Raw genomic sequence first — 17,464 nt, 5'->3', positions numbered from 1 at the left:
AGCTGGAAGGCATCACCAGTGAAACCTTCGACCCGCCGCCGACTTTTCCGCGGGGTCCTCTACGCCATCTTCATCGCCGCCGTGGCGGCCGTCGTCCTGGTCGCCGATTGGCAGGCTATCCAGACGAACTTCCTCAATCCGGAAATCTTCAGCGAGCAATTCCCGGCGATCATTACCACCGCGGCCAAGAACACGATCGTCTACACGGTCATCGCCTTCATTGGCGGCCTGCTGCTGGGCCTGACCCTGGCACTGATGAAGCTCTCACCGGTCGCGCCCTACCGTTGGGTGGCCACGGCTTATATCGAGCTGTTCCGTGGACTGCCTGCCCTGCTGGTCATTTTCGGCTTCGCCTTCGCGGTCCCGATCGCTTTCCAGTGGCGTCCGCCGGGAGGCAGCGCAGGTGCGGGCCTGATCGCGCTGATCATCGTCTCGGCTGCCTACATGGCAGAGACCATCCGCGCCGGCATCGAGGCTGTTCCGAGCGGCCAGCGGGAGGCCGCACGCTCGCTGGGCATGAACCCGAGCTGGACCATGGTCTCCGTGGTGCTGCCGCAGGCGGTCCGCATCGTTACACCGCCACTGACGAACGAGCTGGTCATCCTGATCAAGGACACATCGCTGCTCTTCATTGCCGGCATGGCCCTGAACCAACGCGAGCTCACCACCTTCGCGCGCGACGGCGTATCCCAATTCGCCAATGCCACTCCCCTGGTTGCCGCTGCCCTCATGTACCTGATCATTACCTTGCCGCTCACCCAGCTGGTCGCCTGGCTGGAACGCCGCAACAAGAGAAGCCGGTAACCGCCATGACTGAACAATCCCTGCGCCCGGATGCACCCGCCATCGAGGTTAAGGACCTCTGCAAGAACTTCGGCAGCAACGAGGTCCTCAAAGGCATCGACTTCCACGTGAACCAAGGCGAAGTGGTCTGCGTGATCGGACCGTCGGGGTCGGGCAAGTCCACGCTGCTGCGCTGCGTGAACCGGCTCGAAGAGCCCACCAGCGGCACCATCCTGGTGGAAGGCGTGGACATCACCGACCCGGAGACGGACCTGGACAAGATCCGTACCCGAATCGGCATGGTCTTCCAGCAGTTCAACCTGTTCCCGCACCTCAACGTCCTGGGCAATCTCACGCTGGCCCAGCGCCGAGCGAAGAGTCGTGGCAAGGCAGAGGCTATGGACGTTGCCCGGAAGAACCTGGAGAAGGTGGGCCTGGCCAACCGCGAGAACGCCTACCCCGCCCAGCTCTCCGGCGGCCAGCAGCAACGCGTCGCCATCGCCCGCGCCTTGTCCATGAACCCGGACATGATGCTCTTCGACGAGCCGACGTCCGCGCTGGACCCCGAACTGGTGGGCGACGTCCTGGGCGTCATGCGCCAACTGGCTGACGAAGGCATGACCATGATGGTGGTGACCCACGAAATGGGCTTCGCCCGCGAGGTCGGCGACCGCGTGGTCTTTATGGACGGCGGCGTGGTGGTGGAGCAGGGCAAGCCCGAGGATGTGCTGGGCAACCCGCAGCACGAACGCACCAGGGCGTTCCTCTCGAAGGTTCTCTAGGCCAGCTCAGCTCAGCGGCTCAATGGTTCAGCTCAGCTCGGCTCGCTCAGGCCCATAGCTACGTCTCAACCAGCTACACCTCAACTCAATAGCTCGGACGTGGCGGCCGCAATAGCGGCCGCCACTTCTGCATGCAGGCTGCGCAAGCGGCTGCGGTCCGTCCGGACTTCCACCACGCTGCGCCCGATCACCGGCTCGGACAGGACGGTGTCCAGCTCGTCCGAGTCCTTGACCAGCCGGTGCTGAACGCCATAGCCTGCTGCCAGCGAGGCAAGGTCCGCCCGGTGCGGGGTGCCGAAGAGGCGCTCGACGGCGGACGTGTACGACGCCTGCTCCCCCACCTTCCCGTGTTCCAGGGTCGAGAAGATCCCGCCGCCTGAATCGTTGAGCACCACTATCTGCAGGTCGGGCTCGGGCTCCCCTGGTCCGAGCAACAGCGACCCGGCGTCGTGCAGGAACGTCAGGTCTCCCATGAGTGCCCGGGTCCCGGTTGCCGTTCCCAGCGCGATGCCCGACGCCGTGGCCACCGTGCCGTCGATGCCAGCCAGCCCGCGGTTGGCGTGTACGAAGGCATCCGGTGTGTCGATGGGCGTACCCGCCAAATCCACGTCGCGGATCGGGTTGGAGGAACCCAGCAGCAACCGGCCGCGGGTATTCAGCCACACCGACCGGCCCACCCGCAGCCCGGTCAGTCCCGGTTCGGCATCCAGCACGTGGATCAAGGCAACATCGGCTGCTCCGGCCGCCTGCCGCCACAACTGCAGCCAGTCGTCCGGGCCCGAACCGGCGAAAAGGGACAGGTCCTCCGGCTCGGAGATGACACGCTCGCGGCGCCGCCCCGGCTCGTACCAGGCGACAGGTTCGGGCTGGTACAACGCGGTTTGTACGTCCCGGCGGGCCAGCAGCGCGGCGACCGGGCGGGACAGCGTGGGCCGTCCAAAGACCACAGCCCGCTCAATCTGTGTTCCGAAACGGCCCAGTAGCATGCGGTAGGGACCAATCGCGTTCGGTCCGAAGCGGGCGTTGGAGGACGGCTCCGCCAACAACGGCAGGCGGTGGGCCCGGGCGAAGGCCTCGGCCACCGCTCCGGCACCGTGACCGGCGACCACCACGGTGCGGCGTTCCTCGGTGGCGTGGACGGCCGGTTCGATCAGGCTCACAGGCCAGATGGTGGCCCAGCCGGGTTCCCCCGCATCCTTTGTCGGCGGCACGTCGCCCGTGGCATTCCCGCCCGGTTCCGCTGCCGCCGTGACCGAAGCACCGACGTCGTTCTGGCCGTTGACGTCGAGTCGCTGCTGGTCCGGTTCGGTCACCGATGCCAGGTCCTGCTCCGGCTCTGGCTCTGGCTCTGGCTCTGTCTCTGGCTCTGGCTCTGGGAACAGGGGGTCGCGGAACGGCAGATTGATGTGCACCGGACCTACGGCGCCCTGGTGCGGGCCCAGGTCTGCCGACGCCATGAGCTGTCCTGGCGACGGTGTGGCCGCCATCGCGCGAAGGTCGTCCAGCAACGGAGCCAGCGGGATGCCTTTGGCGCTGAGCAGGCTGGTGCGGATGGCATCCGTCGGATCGTCGCCGGCCGGAATGTCAACGGCGGAGCGCACGTGGATGCCGAAGAGGCCGGGTTGGACCGTGGTCTGGTTGGCGCCGGTGCCGCGCATTTCCTCCGGCCGGTCGGCGGAGATCACCAGCAGTTCAACACCGGCGTGGTTGGCTTCCATCACGGCCGGCAGCAGCTCGCCCACGGCCGTTCCGGAGGTGGTGACTACCGGGACCGGGCGCAGCGATCCCAGCGAGAGCCCGAGCGCCGTGAAGGCCGCCCCGCGCTCGTCAATGCGTACGTGCAGCCGCAGCTCGTCCCGGGCTTCCGCTTCGGCGAGCGCATAAGCGAGCGGTGCGCTGCGGGAACCGGGGGCTATGACGACGTCGCGCACGCCGCCCCAGACCAAGGCACTCACGGCCAGTCGGGCGGCTTCCATGGAGCTCAGCTGCGCAGTCACCCCCTCATGGTAAGCAGACGGCCATGTCCGGGTGGACATGGCCGTCTGTTATCTCTTGTCGCTGCTGGCAGTGTCTGGCTGCCGCTTCACTGCTGTGTGGGCTAGCGCTTCACGTGCCCGTTCTTGCCCTTGAACATCTGGATCACGGCCGGGCGGGGCAGCGCCGCGTCGCCACGCTTGGCACGGCGGCCTTCCTGGACGTAGTCCGGGAACAGCGAGCGCTGGGCTCCCCAACTGCCGTCCTCGCCCGGGTGCTGGACCGCGACGAAAACCAGTCCGTCGTCGTCGTGAATCAGCGGGCCGCAGGTCTCGGCATCGATCGGCACAGCCATGAACTGCTCCACCTTGCCGCGTTCGCGTCCTTCCAGCGTGACGCGGAAGAGGGCGTCATTGCGCTGGATGGTGCCGGGCTGGCCGTCGGTGGAGACCCACAGGTTGCCGGCCGAATCGAAGGCCAGGTTGTCCGGGCAGGAGATCGGCTGCACCTGATCCGCCGGGTAGCCGCTGAAGTAGACGGATTCGTCCACTGCCGGGTCGCCGGCCACCAGGATCACGCTCCAGGTGAACTCGGTGGAGGTCTGGTCGCCGGTCTCGGTCATTTCGACGATGTGGCCGTGGCGGTTGTTGGCCCGCGGGTTCGGCTCGTCCACCTGCGCACGCGTGCGGGAGGTGTTGTTGGTGCACGCCATGTAGATCTTGCCGGTCGCCGGGTTGATCTCAACGTCCTCCGGGCGGTCCATCTTGGTGGCGCCCATCGCGTCGGCGGCCAGGCGGGTGAAGACCAGCACCTGGTCGATGCCCATGCCCGGCACCATGGAATCGCCGTCGCGGGTCAGCTGGATCCAGTGCCCGGTGCCGTCGAACGCGCCGTCGGAGGGCAGCACGCCGGAACCGTCGATCTGGTTCTGCGGCGAGTTGCCCTTGAAGCTGGCCACAAACAGGTCGCCCTCGGTCAGCAGGGTCATGTTGTGCTTCTTGTCGCCCTCGCGATATTTGCCCTTGGAGACGAATTTGTACAGGTAGTCGAAACGCTCGTCGTCGCCGGAGTAGGACACCGCGTGGCCGGAGGCCGCGATGGTCACGTTGGCGCCCTCGTGCTTGAAGCGGCCCAGTGCGGTGTGCTTGCGCGGGGTGGACGTGGGATCGAACGGATCGACCTCCACGATCCAGCCGAACCGGTTGTCCTCGTTCTTGCCCTCCGGACGGTCGGTGTCAAAGCGCCGTTCCGGAACGTGCCAGCCGCGCGACGGGTTGGCCGAGGTCAGTCCGTACCGGCGCTGCTCAGCGGTTGGCGCCGACACCTTGAAGTACTGGTTGAAGTTCTCTTCGCCCGACAGGACCGTGCCCCAAGGGGTGGTGCCGCCCGCACAGTTGTTCTGCGTGCCGAGCACCCTGCGGCCCGTGGGGTCGGCCTCGGTCTTGAGCAGGTCCGAGCCGGCGGCCGGGCCAGTCAGTTCGTATTCGGTGTCCATCAGGAACCGGCGGTTCAGCTCGGCGCCGCGGACGTACCGCCACGGCTGGCCCTTGCCCTTGCGCTCCAACTCCACCACGGACAGACCGTGCGCGGCCATAGCCACCTCGCGCTGGCGTTCAACCGGCATTTCCGGCGGGAACATGATGCCCTCGTTGGTGTATTCGTGGTTAGCGAACAGCACCGCGCGCATACCCTTGCTGCCCGGAATCTCGATGATGTCCAGGTAGTCGTTGTTGTAGCCGAACTGGCCAGACTGGGACTCCTTGGTCTGATTCTCCGGATCGAACTCCGGGGTGTCATGGAACAGCGGGTCGCCCCAGCGAATCACCGGGTCCCAGTTGTAGCCCTTGGGAACCACCACGTCGTCCACGTTGTTCGGCACTGCCTTGATGCCGTCGAACTTCAGCTTGCTGCTGTTCCCCGGGCCCTTTCCGGCCTTGGCGGCCGGAGCCAGCCCGACCTGCGCCTCGGCGGCCGCTGCCCCGCCACCGAACATCAGCGCCAGCGCACCTGCGCCGCCCAGCCCCATCATCCGGCGGCGGGAGTACTCGGCCGAGACAATGTCCCGGAAGTAGTTGTTCTCCGACGTGTTGCAAACGCCCTTGGAGCAGGCGTTGTCACACTTGAGCGCGCAGGTCACGGCGCTGCGCTTCCCGGCCACATGGCCCAGCATCGGCAGGTAGCGCTTCTTGGTTTCGGTCACGATTTTCGCCTTCCACATTCAATCTGTCGGTTCCCTCCCTCAGCGTTTCGATTGAAATCGACCGGAAGGCCGAGTGCTGGTGAATTCTTGGCCAACAGTGGGCAAAACACCTGCCCCTCTACTCCCCTTCTCGCGGCGGGAGAAGCGTTGACGTGCGGTACAACGACAGGGTCAGAACGGTGGTCGTGCGTTCGGGTCGGTGTCCTCATCGTCGGGCAGTTCGATCCCGCCGAGGGTTCGCTTGGGCTTCCCCTGCCCTGCTGCGGCGGAAGTTTCTGCGCTGTTGGCCGTGCCATTGCCTTCGCCCTGGGCTTGGGCTTCGCCCTCGGCTTGGCCTTCGCTCTGGGCTTGGCCTTCGCCCTCGGCTTGGCTTTCGCTCTCCCCCGCGTGACCGCCCTCGCCGTCGTCTTCGCCTTCACTACCACCGCCATCGCCACCGGCAGCGCGGGGAACGAGTGTGTCCCAGCCTTCATCCGGAAACGTGGTCTTACGGTGGCCCGTCCGCGTGGTCCAGGTGATCTCACCCTTCGGGCCCGCCTCAGCGCTGGATGCACCGGCGGTCTTTGCCGCATGGTGCGCTTTGCACAGGCATTGCAGGTTCTCCAGCACGGTCCATCCGCCGTCTTCCCACGCGATCACATGATCGATCTCGCAGTACCGAGCAGCCCGGCGGCACCCTGGGAACCGACAGTGCCGGTCCCGGATGCGGACGAGCCGTTTCAGCCATTCGGGCGGGATCCGCAGCTTCTTGGCCGCCGCGATGGCTCGGCCTTGGTCGTCAGTGAGCACCAGCAACCATGATTTCGCCAATTGGGAGAGCTGCCGGCCCATGTCTGGCGGAATCGGTCCGTACCCGGCCAGATCGCCCGGCTCCTCGCTGAGCCCCAGCAGGCTGGTCAGCGACATCGTGACCAGCATCCCCGGCCCAGCGCTGCCGGGCCGCGCCTGCCCGAGCGGAGGAACAAGGTTCGTGCCGGCGGCCGGTGCTGAGTGTTCGCCATCCGGCGTCGTCGGTACGGCGCCGGAAATCATGCCAGCAACCGGTGCCGTTGGTTCCGCCACCGCTGCGTCGGCCAGCAGCAGATCCGAGAACACATCGGCCCTCAGTTGCGGCAAGGTCCGTTCTTCCCCGGGACCTTGGAGGGACCGGGCAGTGGACTGGATCCGGTCGAAGACCAGATGTGCCCTGTCAGCGCTCATACGGATCCACAGTTCGGCCATTCCGTCATCCTGATCCGTCACCTGCACATCCCGGGATTCGTTCGCCCGCCGGTGCCGCTCTGATAGCGACTCCGGGTGCAGCCGGTCGCGCATCCTCCGGGCCCGCGCCCTTACGGAGTCTAGGGTGATCTCCCCCGCTCCAGGCAGCACCGCTGCTTCAAAATCCTGAAGACATTCCGCCGGGAGATCGGCGGAGCCCCTGGCCAGGGCTTTCGCCCGAGGCAGGTCCAAGTCACCGGAGCTCATCGCATGGAGCGTTCGCGGCAAGTTCGTGCAGATCTGGCGGGCGTCTGCCAGCATTACCCTCGCTGCGGTGTCCCCGGTGGACAGGTGCGCCGAAATCTCCTGCGGCGCGAACCGGGAGAAGCCTTCTGGATCCCGGTCGCCGCCCTGTCCCGTCCGCAGCTGCGCGAAGCGGTTCAGCGCCTGCACTCGGCACGACTGCACCCAAGCTTCCACCCGAGCGGCAGCCTTCAGGTAATCGATCGCCTGCGCATCGTCCAGCGCCGCAGGGTTCAGTATGGCGAGCAGACTGGCCAGCTCAGCCGGCACACCTGCGCCATCCTCCGGTATCAACGGATCATCGCCAGCGACTTCCGGAGCCGAGGACGCAGTGCTATCCGCTTCGGCGGCCAGCTGTGTTGCGTTGGCGGCAGGCCATTCAGCGTCGGCGGGGCGGCCTTCCACAGCTGGCGAGACGTCGTAGCGGCGCAGGAGTGCATTCGCCATAACCTGCTGCAGCAGCGCCTCCAGCAGCGAGCTATCCGGACGCGCCGGAACACCAAGATCCATCACCAGTCCCTGCCCCGGGACCGGAAGCTGAAGCTGAAGCTCGATGCCTTCGCTTGCCATAGACCCAGGCTATCGGCCGCCTCGGACGTTTTAGCCGCCGAACATTCAGGTCCTTGGAAACGGGGTCGGGAGGCGGGAGGAGCGACTTCCCGCGTTGACACCCATAGACCACCGTCCCTACACAGGACGGCGCGGCCTCACGGCTAGGGCCGCATTGTCACCGCCCGATGCTTCATCGCCGCCCGGATTCCTTCGCCGCTGGCGCCGATTCGGTCTTGGCCCCAGTAAAGCGGGCGGGTCACGGTCCCAGCAGCGGCAAGATCACTGCTCCAGCAGCCGGTAGGTCCGGGCCAGCCGGTCCAGCCACCACTGCCGGCGGTCCTCCGGTGCGGCGAAGCCGTCCAGCAGTGCCGGATCCGGCACCACCTCTCGGACCGGCAGCCGTCCGGCCTCCGGCACCAGCGATTCAGTGGTAACGTCGCCGCCCATCAGGGACACCGTCGCCAGGCCGCAGGCGTATGGAAGCTCCGGCAGCGCCGCGGCCAAGGCCACCCCGGCGCGGATCCCTACCGAGGAATCCAGGGCAGAACTGACGACGGCGGGGAGCCCGGCTTGGGCGACAATGTCCAGTGCCCGGCGCACTCCCCCCAGCGGCTGCACCTTGACCACGATCAGGTCCGCTGCCTCTTCGCGGGCCACCCGCAGCGGGTCGGAGGCTTTTCGCACGCTCTCGTCAGCGGCGATGGGCGTGTTGATGCCGCGCCGGCGCAGTTCGGTCCGGACGGCCCGCAGTCCGGCAATATCCGGCACCGGTTGCTCGGCGTATTCCAGCGAGTACTCGGCCAGCCTGGTCAGCGCTTCGACGGCCTCCGCGACGTCCCAGCCGCCGTTGGCGTCCACCCGCAGCACCGCGTCGGGAGCGGCGGTCCGCACAGCGGCCACGCGGGCCACATCCTGGGCGATGTCCTGGCCGGCCTCGGCGACCTTGATCTTCACGGTCTGTGCCCCGTCGTAGCGGGCCAGCACGCCGGGCACCTGCTCCGGCGTCACGGCGGGAACGGTGGCGTTCACCGGAACGCTGTCACGGACCGGGGCCGGGAAGCCCTGCCAGCCCGCTTCCACCGCAGCGGCCAGCCACGCGGCGGCCTCGGCGTCGTCGTACTCAAGAAAAGGCGAGAATTCCGCCCACCCCGCCGGACCTTCCAGCAGCAGCACTTCGCGCTCCGTCACCCCGCGGAAGCGGACCTTCATCGGCAGCGCAACCACGCGAGCGGTGGCCAGCAGATCGGCGAGCTCGGGCAGATCGCGGTGTCCGGAAAAGTCAGGAAGCTGGTGCGGCATCATCAATCCCACTGTACGGCTGGCGGCCCCTCCCCGGATGCTGCCAGCATTGTGTGCGACCCTTGAATCGATGACTTCGCAGCGTTCCAGCCTCCGCCCCCGGACCGCCTCCCGCCGTCCGGCAGCGCATGCTCCTGCCCTTTTCTGGCTGGGGGCGCTGCTGTGCGCGGGCGCGTTTGCGCTCAACTACTACGCCTTCGTCCGGACCACCACCGGGCAGTTCGCGGATGAATCGGCCTGGGCCGAGGCCGAGTCCGGCTGGCGGCTGGGCCGGGGCGTGTTCTTGGACTTCCTGGACCTGCTGCCAGACGTCTCCGTGGCCGTTGCGGCCGCCGTGCTGCTGGTGGTGGCCTTGGTACGACGGCGGTGGTTCCCCGCCGTGATCGGCGTCGGCGTGGTCGCGGCGTCGGCAGCCACCACGTGGATCCTGAAGAACTTGATCCTGGACCGGCCCGACCGTGGCGTGCCAACGCTGGAACACAATTCGTTGCCATCCGGGCACACGACCATCGCCGCGGCCGCTGCCCTAGCCATCTTCCTGGTGGTATCGCCGCGCTGGCGCCCGTTCGCCGCGGCAGCGGGTGGTCTGTATGCCGTGCTGGCCGGCGCGGCCACCCTGATCAATGGCTGGCACCGGCCGTCTGACGTGGTCGCTGCCTTCCTGGTGGCCGGATTCTGGGCCTTGGCCGCCGGTCCTTTGGTGCTGCGGCGCGGCAACGACTGGAACGTCTGGTCGGGCTACGGAAGTTTTTGGGCGGCGTCCGTCTGGTGGCCGCGGCTGTGCTGGCTGCTGGCCGTGCTGGGCATCGGCATGGCCGCTGGCCTGTACCTGCTCGCGCAACAGCTCGGTGCAGCCGCTGTTCCGGGCGAGGGCAGGATCCCGTTCTTCTTCTGGGCCGGCATGGGGATGATCGCCGGCACGGGCATGCTGCTGAGCGCCCTGCTGACGTGGCTGTTCGGCTTCCAGTCCCGCAGGCACTAAACGGCGCAAGGATCAGACGCTAAAGGCCTTCGCTTGGTTGGCGCCAGAGGCTCGAACCCGTGAATAGGCTGTACGGATGGACGCCCTCCTCGACGATGAACAAGGCCGATGGCTGCTTCCCCGGCTGACCGCTGGATCGTCTACCATCCATGTGGCCGTACCGCGCGGCTACCCTGCCTACGCAAGGATCTTCCACCCGGCCGAGCGCGACCGGCCGGCGCCGCAGGATAGTCAGCAGGGGCACGTTGGGGCCGGCGAATTCCATCTCACCTCGGAGCAGGTGTCATGGACCACGGTCGCCGAGGCGTTCGGAACCATCATGCATCCGCTGGCGCAGTTCCACCGTCTCATCGGTTCCCCGCAGGATGCGGGAAATGGTGTTAGCGACGCGGCCGGCTGGCGCTATTTCGAGCCAATGCCAGGCAACCTGGACGCGGGAGTTCTCGCCGCCGTCGCCGGTCACCTCGCTGATCACACAACCACCCCCACCGACGGCGTCGCAGCCGTTTGGGAAGGTTGGGGCGGTCTGACCAGCTCGGCCGGACACGCCGTGCTGGCCGCGTCCGACGGGCCAAAACCGGCCGGCTGGGGATACTTCGTGCCCGACGGCGGACCCGGCTCCGGCATCCTGCCGAAGGACGTGGTCAACGGCCCGGTTCTTGAACTGCCTGGCCGTTCCTATTACCTGTTCGGCGCCGGGACGCGGTCCTTCGCTCGAAGCGGGTGGCCCGGCGTCGCCCCGTGGAACGACGGTTCGGCCGTCCCACAGTCACCCAGCATCGTGTGGCCGGACGACCACAGCTGGGTGCTGGTCACGGAGATCGGTTGGGACTCGACGATCGTTGCCGGAAGCTTGGATCTCATCAAGGCCCTGGCATCCGATCCAGCAATCGAAGCCCTGCCGATCCGCGAAGGCGCCGACCTGCGGTGGGACTCCGACAACGCAAACCGGCCGCCAAATCCCTCGGCGTAGCAGCCCATCACGCGGCCGGGCTGGCGCCCCCGCGTGCTGAGGCCCGGCTGATCCCTCCGGGGGCATCCGTCGGCCGGGTCCTCGGGATCCAATAGCCCAGGGCGACTGCGCCCAGGATGGCGAGCCCCGCCGTCGTCCATATCCCCACCGAGAGGGACACGAGGGCGGTGACGGCGCTGAGCAGCGCCGGGCCGCCCATGACGCCGGAGTCCGTGACCAGCCGCCACAGACCCAGGAACTGCGGCCGTCCCGACGCCGGAGCGTGGTCAGCGCCGAGCGTCATCACGATCCCGGAGCCCATCCCGTTGCCCACGCCCATCAGCAGCGCAGCGAGCAGCAGCGCGGTGAAGCCGGTGGTGAACGGGATCCAGATGAGGCCCGCAGCCATGATGGCCATGCAGGGCACCGCCGTCCAGATCCGGCCTTTCACGTCCATCAGCTTGCCGGCCGGGTAGAACAGCAGCATTTCCACTGCGCCGGACATGCCGTAGATCAGCGACGCCGCCAACGCATCCAGGCCCAGGTTTTCGGCCCAGAGCGGCAACACGGCCTGCCGCGAGGCGCGGACGGCCCCGACCAGCATCACCCCGATCCCGATGGTGGCGAAGGTCCGCCAGTGGCTGGTGAAGATGCTCCGGATGGTTACCGGCGGGGCGTCCGGCTCCGTCGTCGCCGGTTCGAAGTCGGGCACGGTCAGCGAGAGCGCCGCCGCCAGCACCATGGTCACCGCGCCCAGCCAAAACGCCGCGGGGATGCCGCCCAGCGCGATGGCCGCGGCGGCCAGGAACGGTCCGGCGAAGATGCCGATCCGGTGGGTCCCGCCGAGGGTGGACATGGCACGGGCGCGCAGGTGGTGCGGTACGGCAGCGGTCAGGTAGGACTGCCGGGCCAGGTTGAACACGGATCCCGCCATCCCCACCATGAAGATGGCCGCGGCGAAGACCGGCAAACTGGTGGCGGTCGCCCCGAGAACCATGGCCGCCATCGCCCAGACGGCTGCCGCGACCAGCGCAGTCCGTTCGCCGAACCGTGCCGTGAGGGACGACGCCGGCAGGTTGGTCAGCAGCGAGGCGAACCCGACGACGGTGGTCACCAGGGCGGCCACCGCGAAGCTGGCACCGAGGTCGTGGGCCCGCAGCGCGATCACCGGGGAGATGGCGCCCATGCCGACGCCGTACAGCACCGACGGCCCGAAGGCCGGGAGCGCTATCTGGCGGAGGCTGAATTCGCCTGCGCCGCTCACCTGCTGGCTTTGAGCCGCTGCAGCAGGGAGCGGGACTGCACCGGGCCGTAGGGCAGGATCGGGATGGCCTTGGTGGCGTCCGCGGGCATGTCACGGCTGGCCTGTTCCCCCATCCGGACGGCCAGCGCCATGGTCTCGCACATGTTCTTCACGAAGGCGTCGCTGACGGTCTGGCCGTGGCCGGGCACCAGCACGTCGTACTCATGGCGCAGTCCGGAGATCCGCCGCAGCGTCTCAACCCAGTCGCGGGGGTAGGAGTCCTCGAAGGCGGGCGGCGCGCCTTGCTCCACCAGGTCGCCGGCGAACAGTGTGCTGGGCGAGCCGACCAGCAGGTCGCCGTCGGTGTGGCCCAGGCCCAGGTGGAACAGCTTGACGCTGACCCCGCCCAGGTCCACGGTGCTCTCCGTGTCCACCAGCCTGGTGGGGATCCTGATGGCGGTGTACTGGCCCTCGGCCGCAGCCATTTCCGGTTCCGTTGCCGCGACAGCGGCCCGTTGCAGCGCACCGTTTTCGGCGATGTCGTGCGCGCAACTGCGGTGGGCATAAAAATCCTGCACGCCTTGGGCGGCGAAGTAGTCGTTGCCGAAGACGTGGTCATAGTGGAAGTGCGTATTGACGACGGCGAGCGGCAGCTTGGTCAGCCGGCGTACCGCGGCGTAGATCCGCCGGGCCTGCCGCGGGCCGGCACCGGTATCCACCACCAGGGCCTTGTTCTTGCCGATGACCAACCCGGTGTTGAGCAGGTACTCCGGGGTCCGGATGAGATAGTTCCCGGGCGCAACCTGTACGGTTTCCACCGGCTCGCCGGTCGTGTCCTCTGATCGGGCGGCATCACTCATCCGGCCGTCACCCTCCATCGCCTCGCACGGCCGCACGGATGGCGCGGCCTTTCCCTGCTACCGTACCGCGCCGGCCGCGCCCACCGAGCGGTGGCACACAAGGAAGCCGGGTCGCGGCTACCGGCCGCGGCCCACACGCAACGGGCCCCAATAATCAGAACTCGTGGACGTTGCGGAGCACCTCGCGGACTTCGCCGAACGGCACGGAGTCGTCGACGTACGCCTGCACATGCTTCGAGCCCATGCCACGGATCATGATGCCGTGTTCTCCATCGGCAGCCGACTCGAGGAACACCGGCCGGAGCGCCTCGGCATGGTGTGCAGACAACCCGGAGAGATACTTTTGGTACGCCTCTGGCAGAGTGATCATGCCTAAGGGTAGCGTCCGGCGGAACGGGTCAGCTAGGGAAATTTTCCGCAGCTTTCCCTCGGCATTGGCGGGAAGCCCGGGCCCGCGATCAGCTCGCAGGCCCGGCGTCCGTCAGAGATCGGCGAGCACGCTGCCGGGGTTTTCGATGGCGTCCGCGACGTAGCGCAGGAAGCCGCCGGCCGTGCCGCCGTCGCACACGCGGTGGTCGAAGGCCAGCACCAGTTCGGTGACCTTCCGGACGGCCAGCTCGCCGTTGACCACCCAGGGCTTGTCGATGATCCGGCCGACGCCGAGGATCGCCACCTCGGGGTAGTTGATGATGGCGGCGCTGCCGTCCACACCGAAGACGCCATAGTTGTTAAGCGTGAAGGTGCCGCTGGTCAGCTCGGCGGGAGTGGCCTTGCCGTCACGCGCGACGGCGGTGAGCCGCCTGATCTCGGCGTCCAGTTGGCGGGCGCTGAGCTTGTGCGCGTTGCGGACGCTCGGCACCATCAGCCCGCGGTCGGTCTGGGCGGCGAAGCCCAGATTGACGCCGTCGAAGCCGACGATCTCCTCGCCTTCCAGCCGGGTGTTCAGCTCCGGGTACTTGGCCAGGCCGGCCAGCACGAACCGGGCGATAAAGGCCAGCAGCCCCGGGGTGTTCTCCGGGTCGCGGCGCTTCAGGTCGGCGCGCATTTGCAGCAGCGCGGTGGCATCCACGTCTACCCAGACCGTGGCTTCGGGGATCTCCATGCGGCTGCGCGACATTGCCTGCGCCACCGTCTTGCGGACGCCCTTCATCGGCGTGCGGGCCGAAATGCCGAGGCCGGTGCGGGCGTCGGCGCCCAGGGCGGCGCCGGCGGTGGTCGAAGGAGGCGCGCCGGCGCCGAGTAGAGACCGGTCGGCCACCGCAGCGCCGGCGAGTGCGGCCTCGACGTCCTTGCGCAGAATCATCCCATCGGGGCCGGTGCCGGAGATGTCGGCCAGGCGAAGGCCGGCGTCGCGGGCCAGTTTGCGGACCAGCGGCGAGACGACCAGCGGGGCTGAGCCGATGTTGCGGGTCTCCACGCGGGTCTCCACGCGGGTCTCCACGCGCTCGCTGGCGCTCGCTTGGTCGACCACCGGGGTGATCTCGGTGGTCGAAGGAGGCGCGCCAGCGCCGAGTAGAGACCCGTGGACCGCCGGAACGCTTGCCACGGCAACGCGGCCGGTCTTGGGCTTGCGGGTGCGCTTGGAGCCGGCCGATCCGCCGGGGGTCCCGTAGCCGATCAGCACGTTGCCGGAGCCGGATTCTGCCGTTTCCGGGTGGGCCGCTTCCGGATGGGCCGGCTCCTTGATGCCGGCTCGTTCCTCGGTGCGGTAGGCCTCGCCGTCGGGGTGGGCGGGAGTCTCCCCCGCCCGCGGTGCCGATCCGGCGGGACCCGAAGCACCGTCGTCGTGCACGTAGCCGGGTGCATCCACCGAGATCAGGGGCTTGCCGACGTCCAGAGTGTCCCCGGCGGCACCGTGCAGCACGGCGACCGTCCCGGCGTAGGGGCTGGGCACCTCCACCATGGACTTGGCGGTCTCCACTTCGGCCACCGGCTGGTCCACGCGGATCTCGTCGCCCACCTTGACCAGCCAGTTGACCAGCTCAGCCTCGGTCAGTCCCTCGCCGAGGTCCGGCAGCTTGAATACTTGTCGCGTCATGGCTAAGCGTCCTCCCACTGCAGTTCGTCCACGGCGTCCAGGATGCGGTCCACGCTGGGCAGGTAGAAGTGCTCCAGCTTCGGCGCCGGGTACGGAATATCGAAACCTGTCACGCGCAGCACCGGGGCGGCGAGCGAGTGGAAACAGCGTTCCTGCACCCGGGCCACGATCTCCGAGGCGACCGAGGCGAAGCCGGGGGCTTCGGCGACGACGACGGCGCGGCCTGTCTTGCGCACGGAGGCCATCACCGTCTCGTCGTCGAACGGGACGATGGAGCGGATGTCGATGACCTCCAGCGAACGCCCTTCCTCGGCGGCGGCCGCCGCTGCCTTCATCACCGTGGGCACGGAGGGCCCGTAGGTGATCAGGGTGGCGTCGGTTCCCTCACGGGCGATGACGGCGCGGCCAATGCTTGAGTCGGCGGGCGCAGCAGTCGGCTCCGGTCCGTCGGTCCGGTCCAGCGCCGGGGTTCCCCAGCGCGACTGCAGGGCCTCCAGGTCCAGCTGCTCCTTGGAGAAGTACAGCTTCTTCGGCTCCAGGAACACCACCGGGTCCGGGAAGCGGATCGCTTCGCGGAGCATGGTGTAGGCGTCCTCCACGGTGGCCGGGGCCACCACGGTCAGCCCGGGGGTGTGCGCATAGTAGGACTCGGAGGAGTCGCAGTGGTGCTCCACTCCCCCGATCCCTCCGGCGTACGGAATCCGGATGACCATCGGCAGCTTGACCTTGCCGCGGGTGCGGTTGGGCATCTTGGCCACATGCGAGACCACCTGCTCGAACGCGGGGTAGGCGAAGGCGTCGAACTGCATCTCCACCACCGGGCGCAGGCCGTTCATCGCCATGCCGATGGCCATGCCCATGATGCCGGATTCGGCCAGTGGGGTGTCGAAGCAGCGTTCCTCGCCGAATCGTTTAGTCAGCCCGTCGGTAATGCGGAAAACCCCGCCCAGCGGGCCCACGTCTTCGCCGAAGACGACGACGGAGCCGTCGGCTTCCATTTCATCGGCCAGGGCCGTGTTCAGCGCCTTGGCGAACGTCATTGTTGTGCTCATGGTGTGTCCTTCGGTGGGCGGAGGTCAGGCCGACTCGCGCGAGAGTTCTTCGCGCAGCATGGCGGCCTGCTCGCGCAGCTGGCTGGTCTTTTCGGTGAAGACGAACCGGAACAGGTCCTCCGGGTCCACTTCGGTCTCGGCATTGAGGCCGTCGCGCATCTGGGCGGCCACGGCTTCGGCCCGGCCGGCGATCTCCTCTTCCAGCTCCTCGGTCAGCACGTTCAGCTCCTTCAGGTAGGCCCGCAGCCGCACCAGCGGGTCCTTGGGCGCCCACTCGGCCACTTCGTCGTCGGTGCGGTAGCGGGTGGCGTCGTCGGCGTTGGTGTGCGACTGCATCCGGTATGTGTGCGCCTCCACCAGGGCCGGGCCGCCGCCGTCCCGGGCGCGGTCCACGGCCTTGCCCAGCACGGCAAGCAGTGCGGCGGTGTCGTTGCCGTCCACGCGCTCGCCCGGCATTCCGTAGCCGATGGCCTTGTGCGCCAGCGACGGCGCCACGGTCTGCTTGTTCAGCGGAACGGAGATGGCGTACTGGTTGTTCTGCACAAAGAACACCACCGGGAGGTGGAACACGGCGGCGAAGTTCAGTGCCTCGTGGAAGTCGCCTTCGCTGGTTGCCCCGTCACCGCAGAGCGCGACGACGACGGTGTCCTCGCCCTTGAGCTTGGCCGCGTGGGCCACGCCCACGGCGTGCAGCAGCTGGGTGGCCAGCGGCGTGGCCTGGATGGAGACCTTGTGCTCGTACGGGTCGTAGCCGCCGTGCCAGTCGCCCTGCAGCAGGGTCAGGGTCTGCACCGGGTCGACGCCCTTGGCGATCACGGCCACGGTGTCGCGGTAGGTCGGAAACAGCCAGTCGTCCGCGCCGATGCAGAGCGCGGAGGCCACCTGGCAGGCCTCCTGCCCGTGCGAGGAGGGGTAGACAGCCAGCCGGCCCTGGCGGACCAGGGCGTTGGCCTGGTCGTTGACGCGGCGGCCCACCACCAGCTCGCGGTATGCCTTCAGCAGGGCGTCGCCGTCCGGCAGCGGGTACTTGTCGTTGTGCACGTGCAGGCCGTCCGGATCCACCAGCTGCACGGGCTGACCGGAGGGCAGCATGTAGGTCTCGGCGGTGACCGGATCGTCCATGCCGGCGCGGCGGGACGGATCGGCCATCGATCCCTCGATCGGGTTACCGGTTGAGATAGTCATGGTGTCTCCCTCGAATCCTTGGTCGGCCGCGGCGGTGGTGCCGCCCCTGCCGGGCCGCC

14 protein-coding genes are annotated in these 17,464 nt (G+C 68.0%); 4 read left to right on the top strand and 10 right to left on the bottom strand.

All coding sequences use genetic code 11. The annotated features are described in order from the left end of the window. The first annotated feature begins 18 nt into the window (after positions 1-18). Both AB0N75_RS01210 and AB0N75_RS01205 read left to right on the top strand, forming a co-directional pair. Positions 19-804 carry an amino acid ABC transporter permease gene (locus AB0N75_RS01210; protein WP_364643926.1) on the top strand — a complete coding sequence of 262 codons (786 nt, stop codon included), beginning with the start codon at positions 19-21 and terminating at the stop codon, positions 802-804. A gap of 5 nt (positions 805-809) precedes the next feature. Then, the gene (locus AB0N75_RS01205) at positions 810-1,565 is read left to right on the top strand and encodes an amino acid ABC transporter ATP-binding protein (protein WP_364643923.1); all 756 of its coding nucleotides are present in this window, start codon (positions 810-812) and stop codon (positions 1,563-1,565) included. 80 nt (positions 1,566-1,645) lie between these two features. Here the strand turns inward: AB0N75_RS01205 and AB0N75_RS01200 are convergent, their stop codons facing one another. The 4 genes from AB0N75_RS01200 to AB0N75_RS01185 all read right to left on the bottom strand — a co-directional run bounded on the left by AB0N75_RS01200 (position 1,646) and on the right by AB0N75_RS01185 (position 9,096). Next, positions 1,646-3,562, bottom strand: coding sequence for a thiamine pyrophosphate-binding protein (locus AB0N75_RS01200; protein WP_364643920.1), 1,917 nt, complete (start codon positions 3,560-3,562; stop codon positions 1,646-1,648). Between the two features lie 101 nt (positions 3,563-3,663). Next, on the bottom strand, positions 3,664-5,757 hold the full coding sequence (locus AB0N75_RS01195; protein WP_364643917.1) for a PhoX family phosphatase: 2,094 nt from the start codon (positions 5,755-5,757) through the stop codon (positions 3,664-3,666). 153 nt (positions 5,758-5,910) lie between these two features. Beyond that, positions 5,911-7,812, bottom strand: coding sequence for a DUF222 domain-containing protein (locus AB0N75_RS01190; protein ID WP_364643914.1), 1,902 nt, complete (start codon positions 7,810-7,812; stop codon positions 5,911-5,913). Positions 7,813-8,073: 261 nt separating this feature from the next. Continuing rightward, the gene (locus AB0N75_RS01185) at positions 8,074-9,096 is read right to left on the bottom strand and encodes an o-succinylbenzoate synthase (protein ID WP_364643912.1); all 1,023 of its coding nucleotides are present in this window, start codon (positions 9,094-9,096) and stop codon (positions 8,074-8,076) included. Positions 9,097-9,163: 67 nt separating this feature from the next. Between AB0N75_RS01185 and AB0N75_RS01180 the strand changes: the two genes are divergently transcribed. Beyond that, positions 9,164-10,075, top strand: coding sequence for a phosphatase PAP2 family protein (locus AB0N75_RS01180; protein ID WP_364643909.1), 912 nt, complete (start codon positions 9,164-9,166; stop codon positions 10,073-10,075). Positions 10,076-10,151: 76 nt separating this feature from the next. Further along, complete coding sequence (locus AB0N75_RS01175) at positions 10,152-11,048, top strand: hypothetical protein (protein ID WP_364643906.1); 897 nt, start codon at positions 10,152-10,154, stop codon at positions 11,046-11,048. A 7-nt stretch (positions 11,049-11,055) separates the two neighbouring features. On the opposite strand, the gene AB0N75_RS01170 is transcribed toward AB0N75_RS01175, so the two are convergent. The 6 genes from AB0N75_RS01170 to pdhA all read right to left on the bottom strand — a co-directional run bounded on the left by AB0N75_RS01170 (position 11,056) and on the right by pdhA (position 17,369). Beyond that, a complete protein-coding gene (locus AB0N75_RS01170; protein WP_364643903.1) occupies positions 11,056-12,291 on the bottom strand; it encodes an MFS transporter in 1,236 nt (411 codons plus the stop codon). After that, complete coding sequence (locus AB0N75_RS01165; RefSeq protein WP_364643900.1) at positions 12,288-13,130, bottom strand: MBL fold metallo-hydrolase; 843 nt, start codon at positions 13,128-13,130, stop codon at positions 12,288-12,290. Before AB0N75_RS01165 ends, AB0N75_RS01170 begins: the two co-directional genes overlap by 4 nt. A gap of 154 nt (positions 13,131-13,284) precedes the next feature. Further along, positions 13,285-13,500 carry a hypothetical protein gene (locus AB0N75_RS01160; protein ID WP_364643897.1) on the bottom strand — a complete coding sequence of 72 codons (216 nt, stop codon included), beginning with the start codon at positions 13,498-13,500 and terminating at the stop codon, positions 13,285-13,287. 111 nt (positions 13,501-13,611) lie between these two features. After that, positions 13,612-15,168, bottom strand: a complete 1,557-nt coding sequence (locus AB0N75_RS01155) for a dihydrolipoamide acetyltransferase family protein (protein ID WP_364643895.1) — start codon at positions 15,166-15,168, stop codon at positions 13,612-13,614. A gap of 2 nt (positions 15,169-15,170) precedes the next feature. Then, positions 15,171-16,220, bottom strand: coding sequence for an alpha-ketoacid dehydrogenase subunit beta (locus tag AB0N75_RS01150; RefSeq protein ID WP_364643892.1), 1,050 nt, complete (start codon positions 16,218-16,220; stop codon positions 15,171-15,173). Between the two features lie 24 nt (positions 16,221-16,244). Beyond that, complete coding sequence (gene pdhA, locus AB0N75_RS01145) at positions 16,245-17,369, bottom strand: pyruvate dehydrogenase (acetyl-transferring) E1 component subunit alpha (protein WP_364644802.1); 1,125 nt, start codon at positions 17,367-17,369, stop codon at positions 16,245-16,247. Positions 17,370-17,464: the final 95 nt, after the last annotated feature.

Source organism: Arthrobacter sp. NPDC089319, from assembly GCF_040684925.1.
Classification (GTDB): Bacteria; Actinomycetota; Actinomycetes; order Actinomycetales; family Micrococcaceae; genus Crystallibacter.
Note: the sequence above shows the minus strand (reverse complement) of the source record. Positions and strands in the feature narration are given on the sequence as shown.

What these genes read in the sequence shown, in the direction of transcription:
- AB0N75_RS01205 (WP_364643923.1), top strand. Translation starts at nt 810, where the DNA reads ATGACTGAACAATCCCTGCGCCCGGATGCACCCGCCATCGAGGTTAAG.
- AB0N75_RS01195 (WP_364643917.1), bottom strand. Translation starts at nt 5,757, where the DNA reads ATGTGGAAGGCGAAAATCGTGACCGAAACCAAGAAGCGCTACCTGCCG.
- AB0N75_RS01190 (WP_364643914.1), bottom strand. Translation starts at nt 7,812, where the DNA reads ATGGCAAGCGAAGGCATCGAGCTTCAGCTTCAGCTTCCGGTCCCGGGG.
- AB0N75_RS01185 (WP_364643912.1), bottom strand. Translation starts at nt 9,096, where the DNA reads ATGATGCCGCACCAGCTTCCTGACTTTTCCGGACACCGCGATCTGCCC.
- AB0N75_RS01180 (WP_364643909.1), top strand. Translation starts at nt 9,164, where the DNA reads ATGACTTCGCAGCGTTCCAGCCTCCGCCCCCGGACCGCCTCCCGCCGT.
- AB0N75_RS01175 (WP_364643906.1), top strand. Translation starts at nt 10,152, where the DNA reads ATGGACGCCCTCCTCGACGATGAACAAGGCCGATGGCTGCTTCCCCGG.
- AB0N75_RS01165 (WP_364643900.1), bottom strand. Translation starts at nt 13,130, where the DNA reads ATGAGTGATGCCGCCCGATCAGAGGACACGACCGGCGAGCCGGTGGAA.
- AB0N75_RS01160 (WP_364643897.1), bottom strand. Translation starts at nt 13,500, where the DNA reads ATGATCACTCTGCCAGAGGCGTACCAAAAGTATCTCTCCGGGTTGTCT.
- AB0N75_RS01155 (WP_364643895.1), bottom strand. Translation starts at nt 15,168, where the DNA reads ATGACGCGACAAGTATTCAAGCTGCCGGACCTCGGCGAGGGACTGACC.
- AB0N75_RS01150 (WP_364643892.1), bottom strand. Translation starts at nt 16,220, where the DNA reads ATGAGCACAACAATGACGTTCGCCAAGGCGCTGAACACGGCCCTGGCC.
- pdhA (WP_364644802.1), bottom strand. Translation starts at nt 17,369, where the DNA reads ATGGCCGATCCGTCCCGCCGCGCCGGCATGGACGATCCGGTCACCGCC.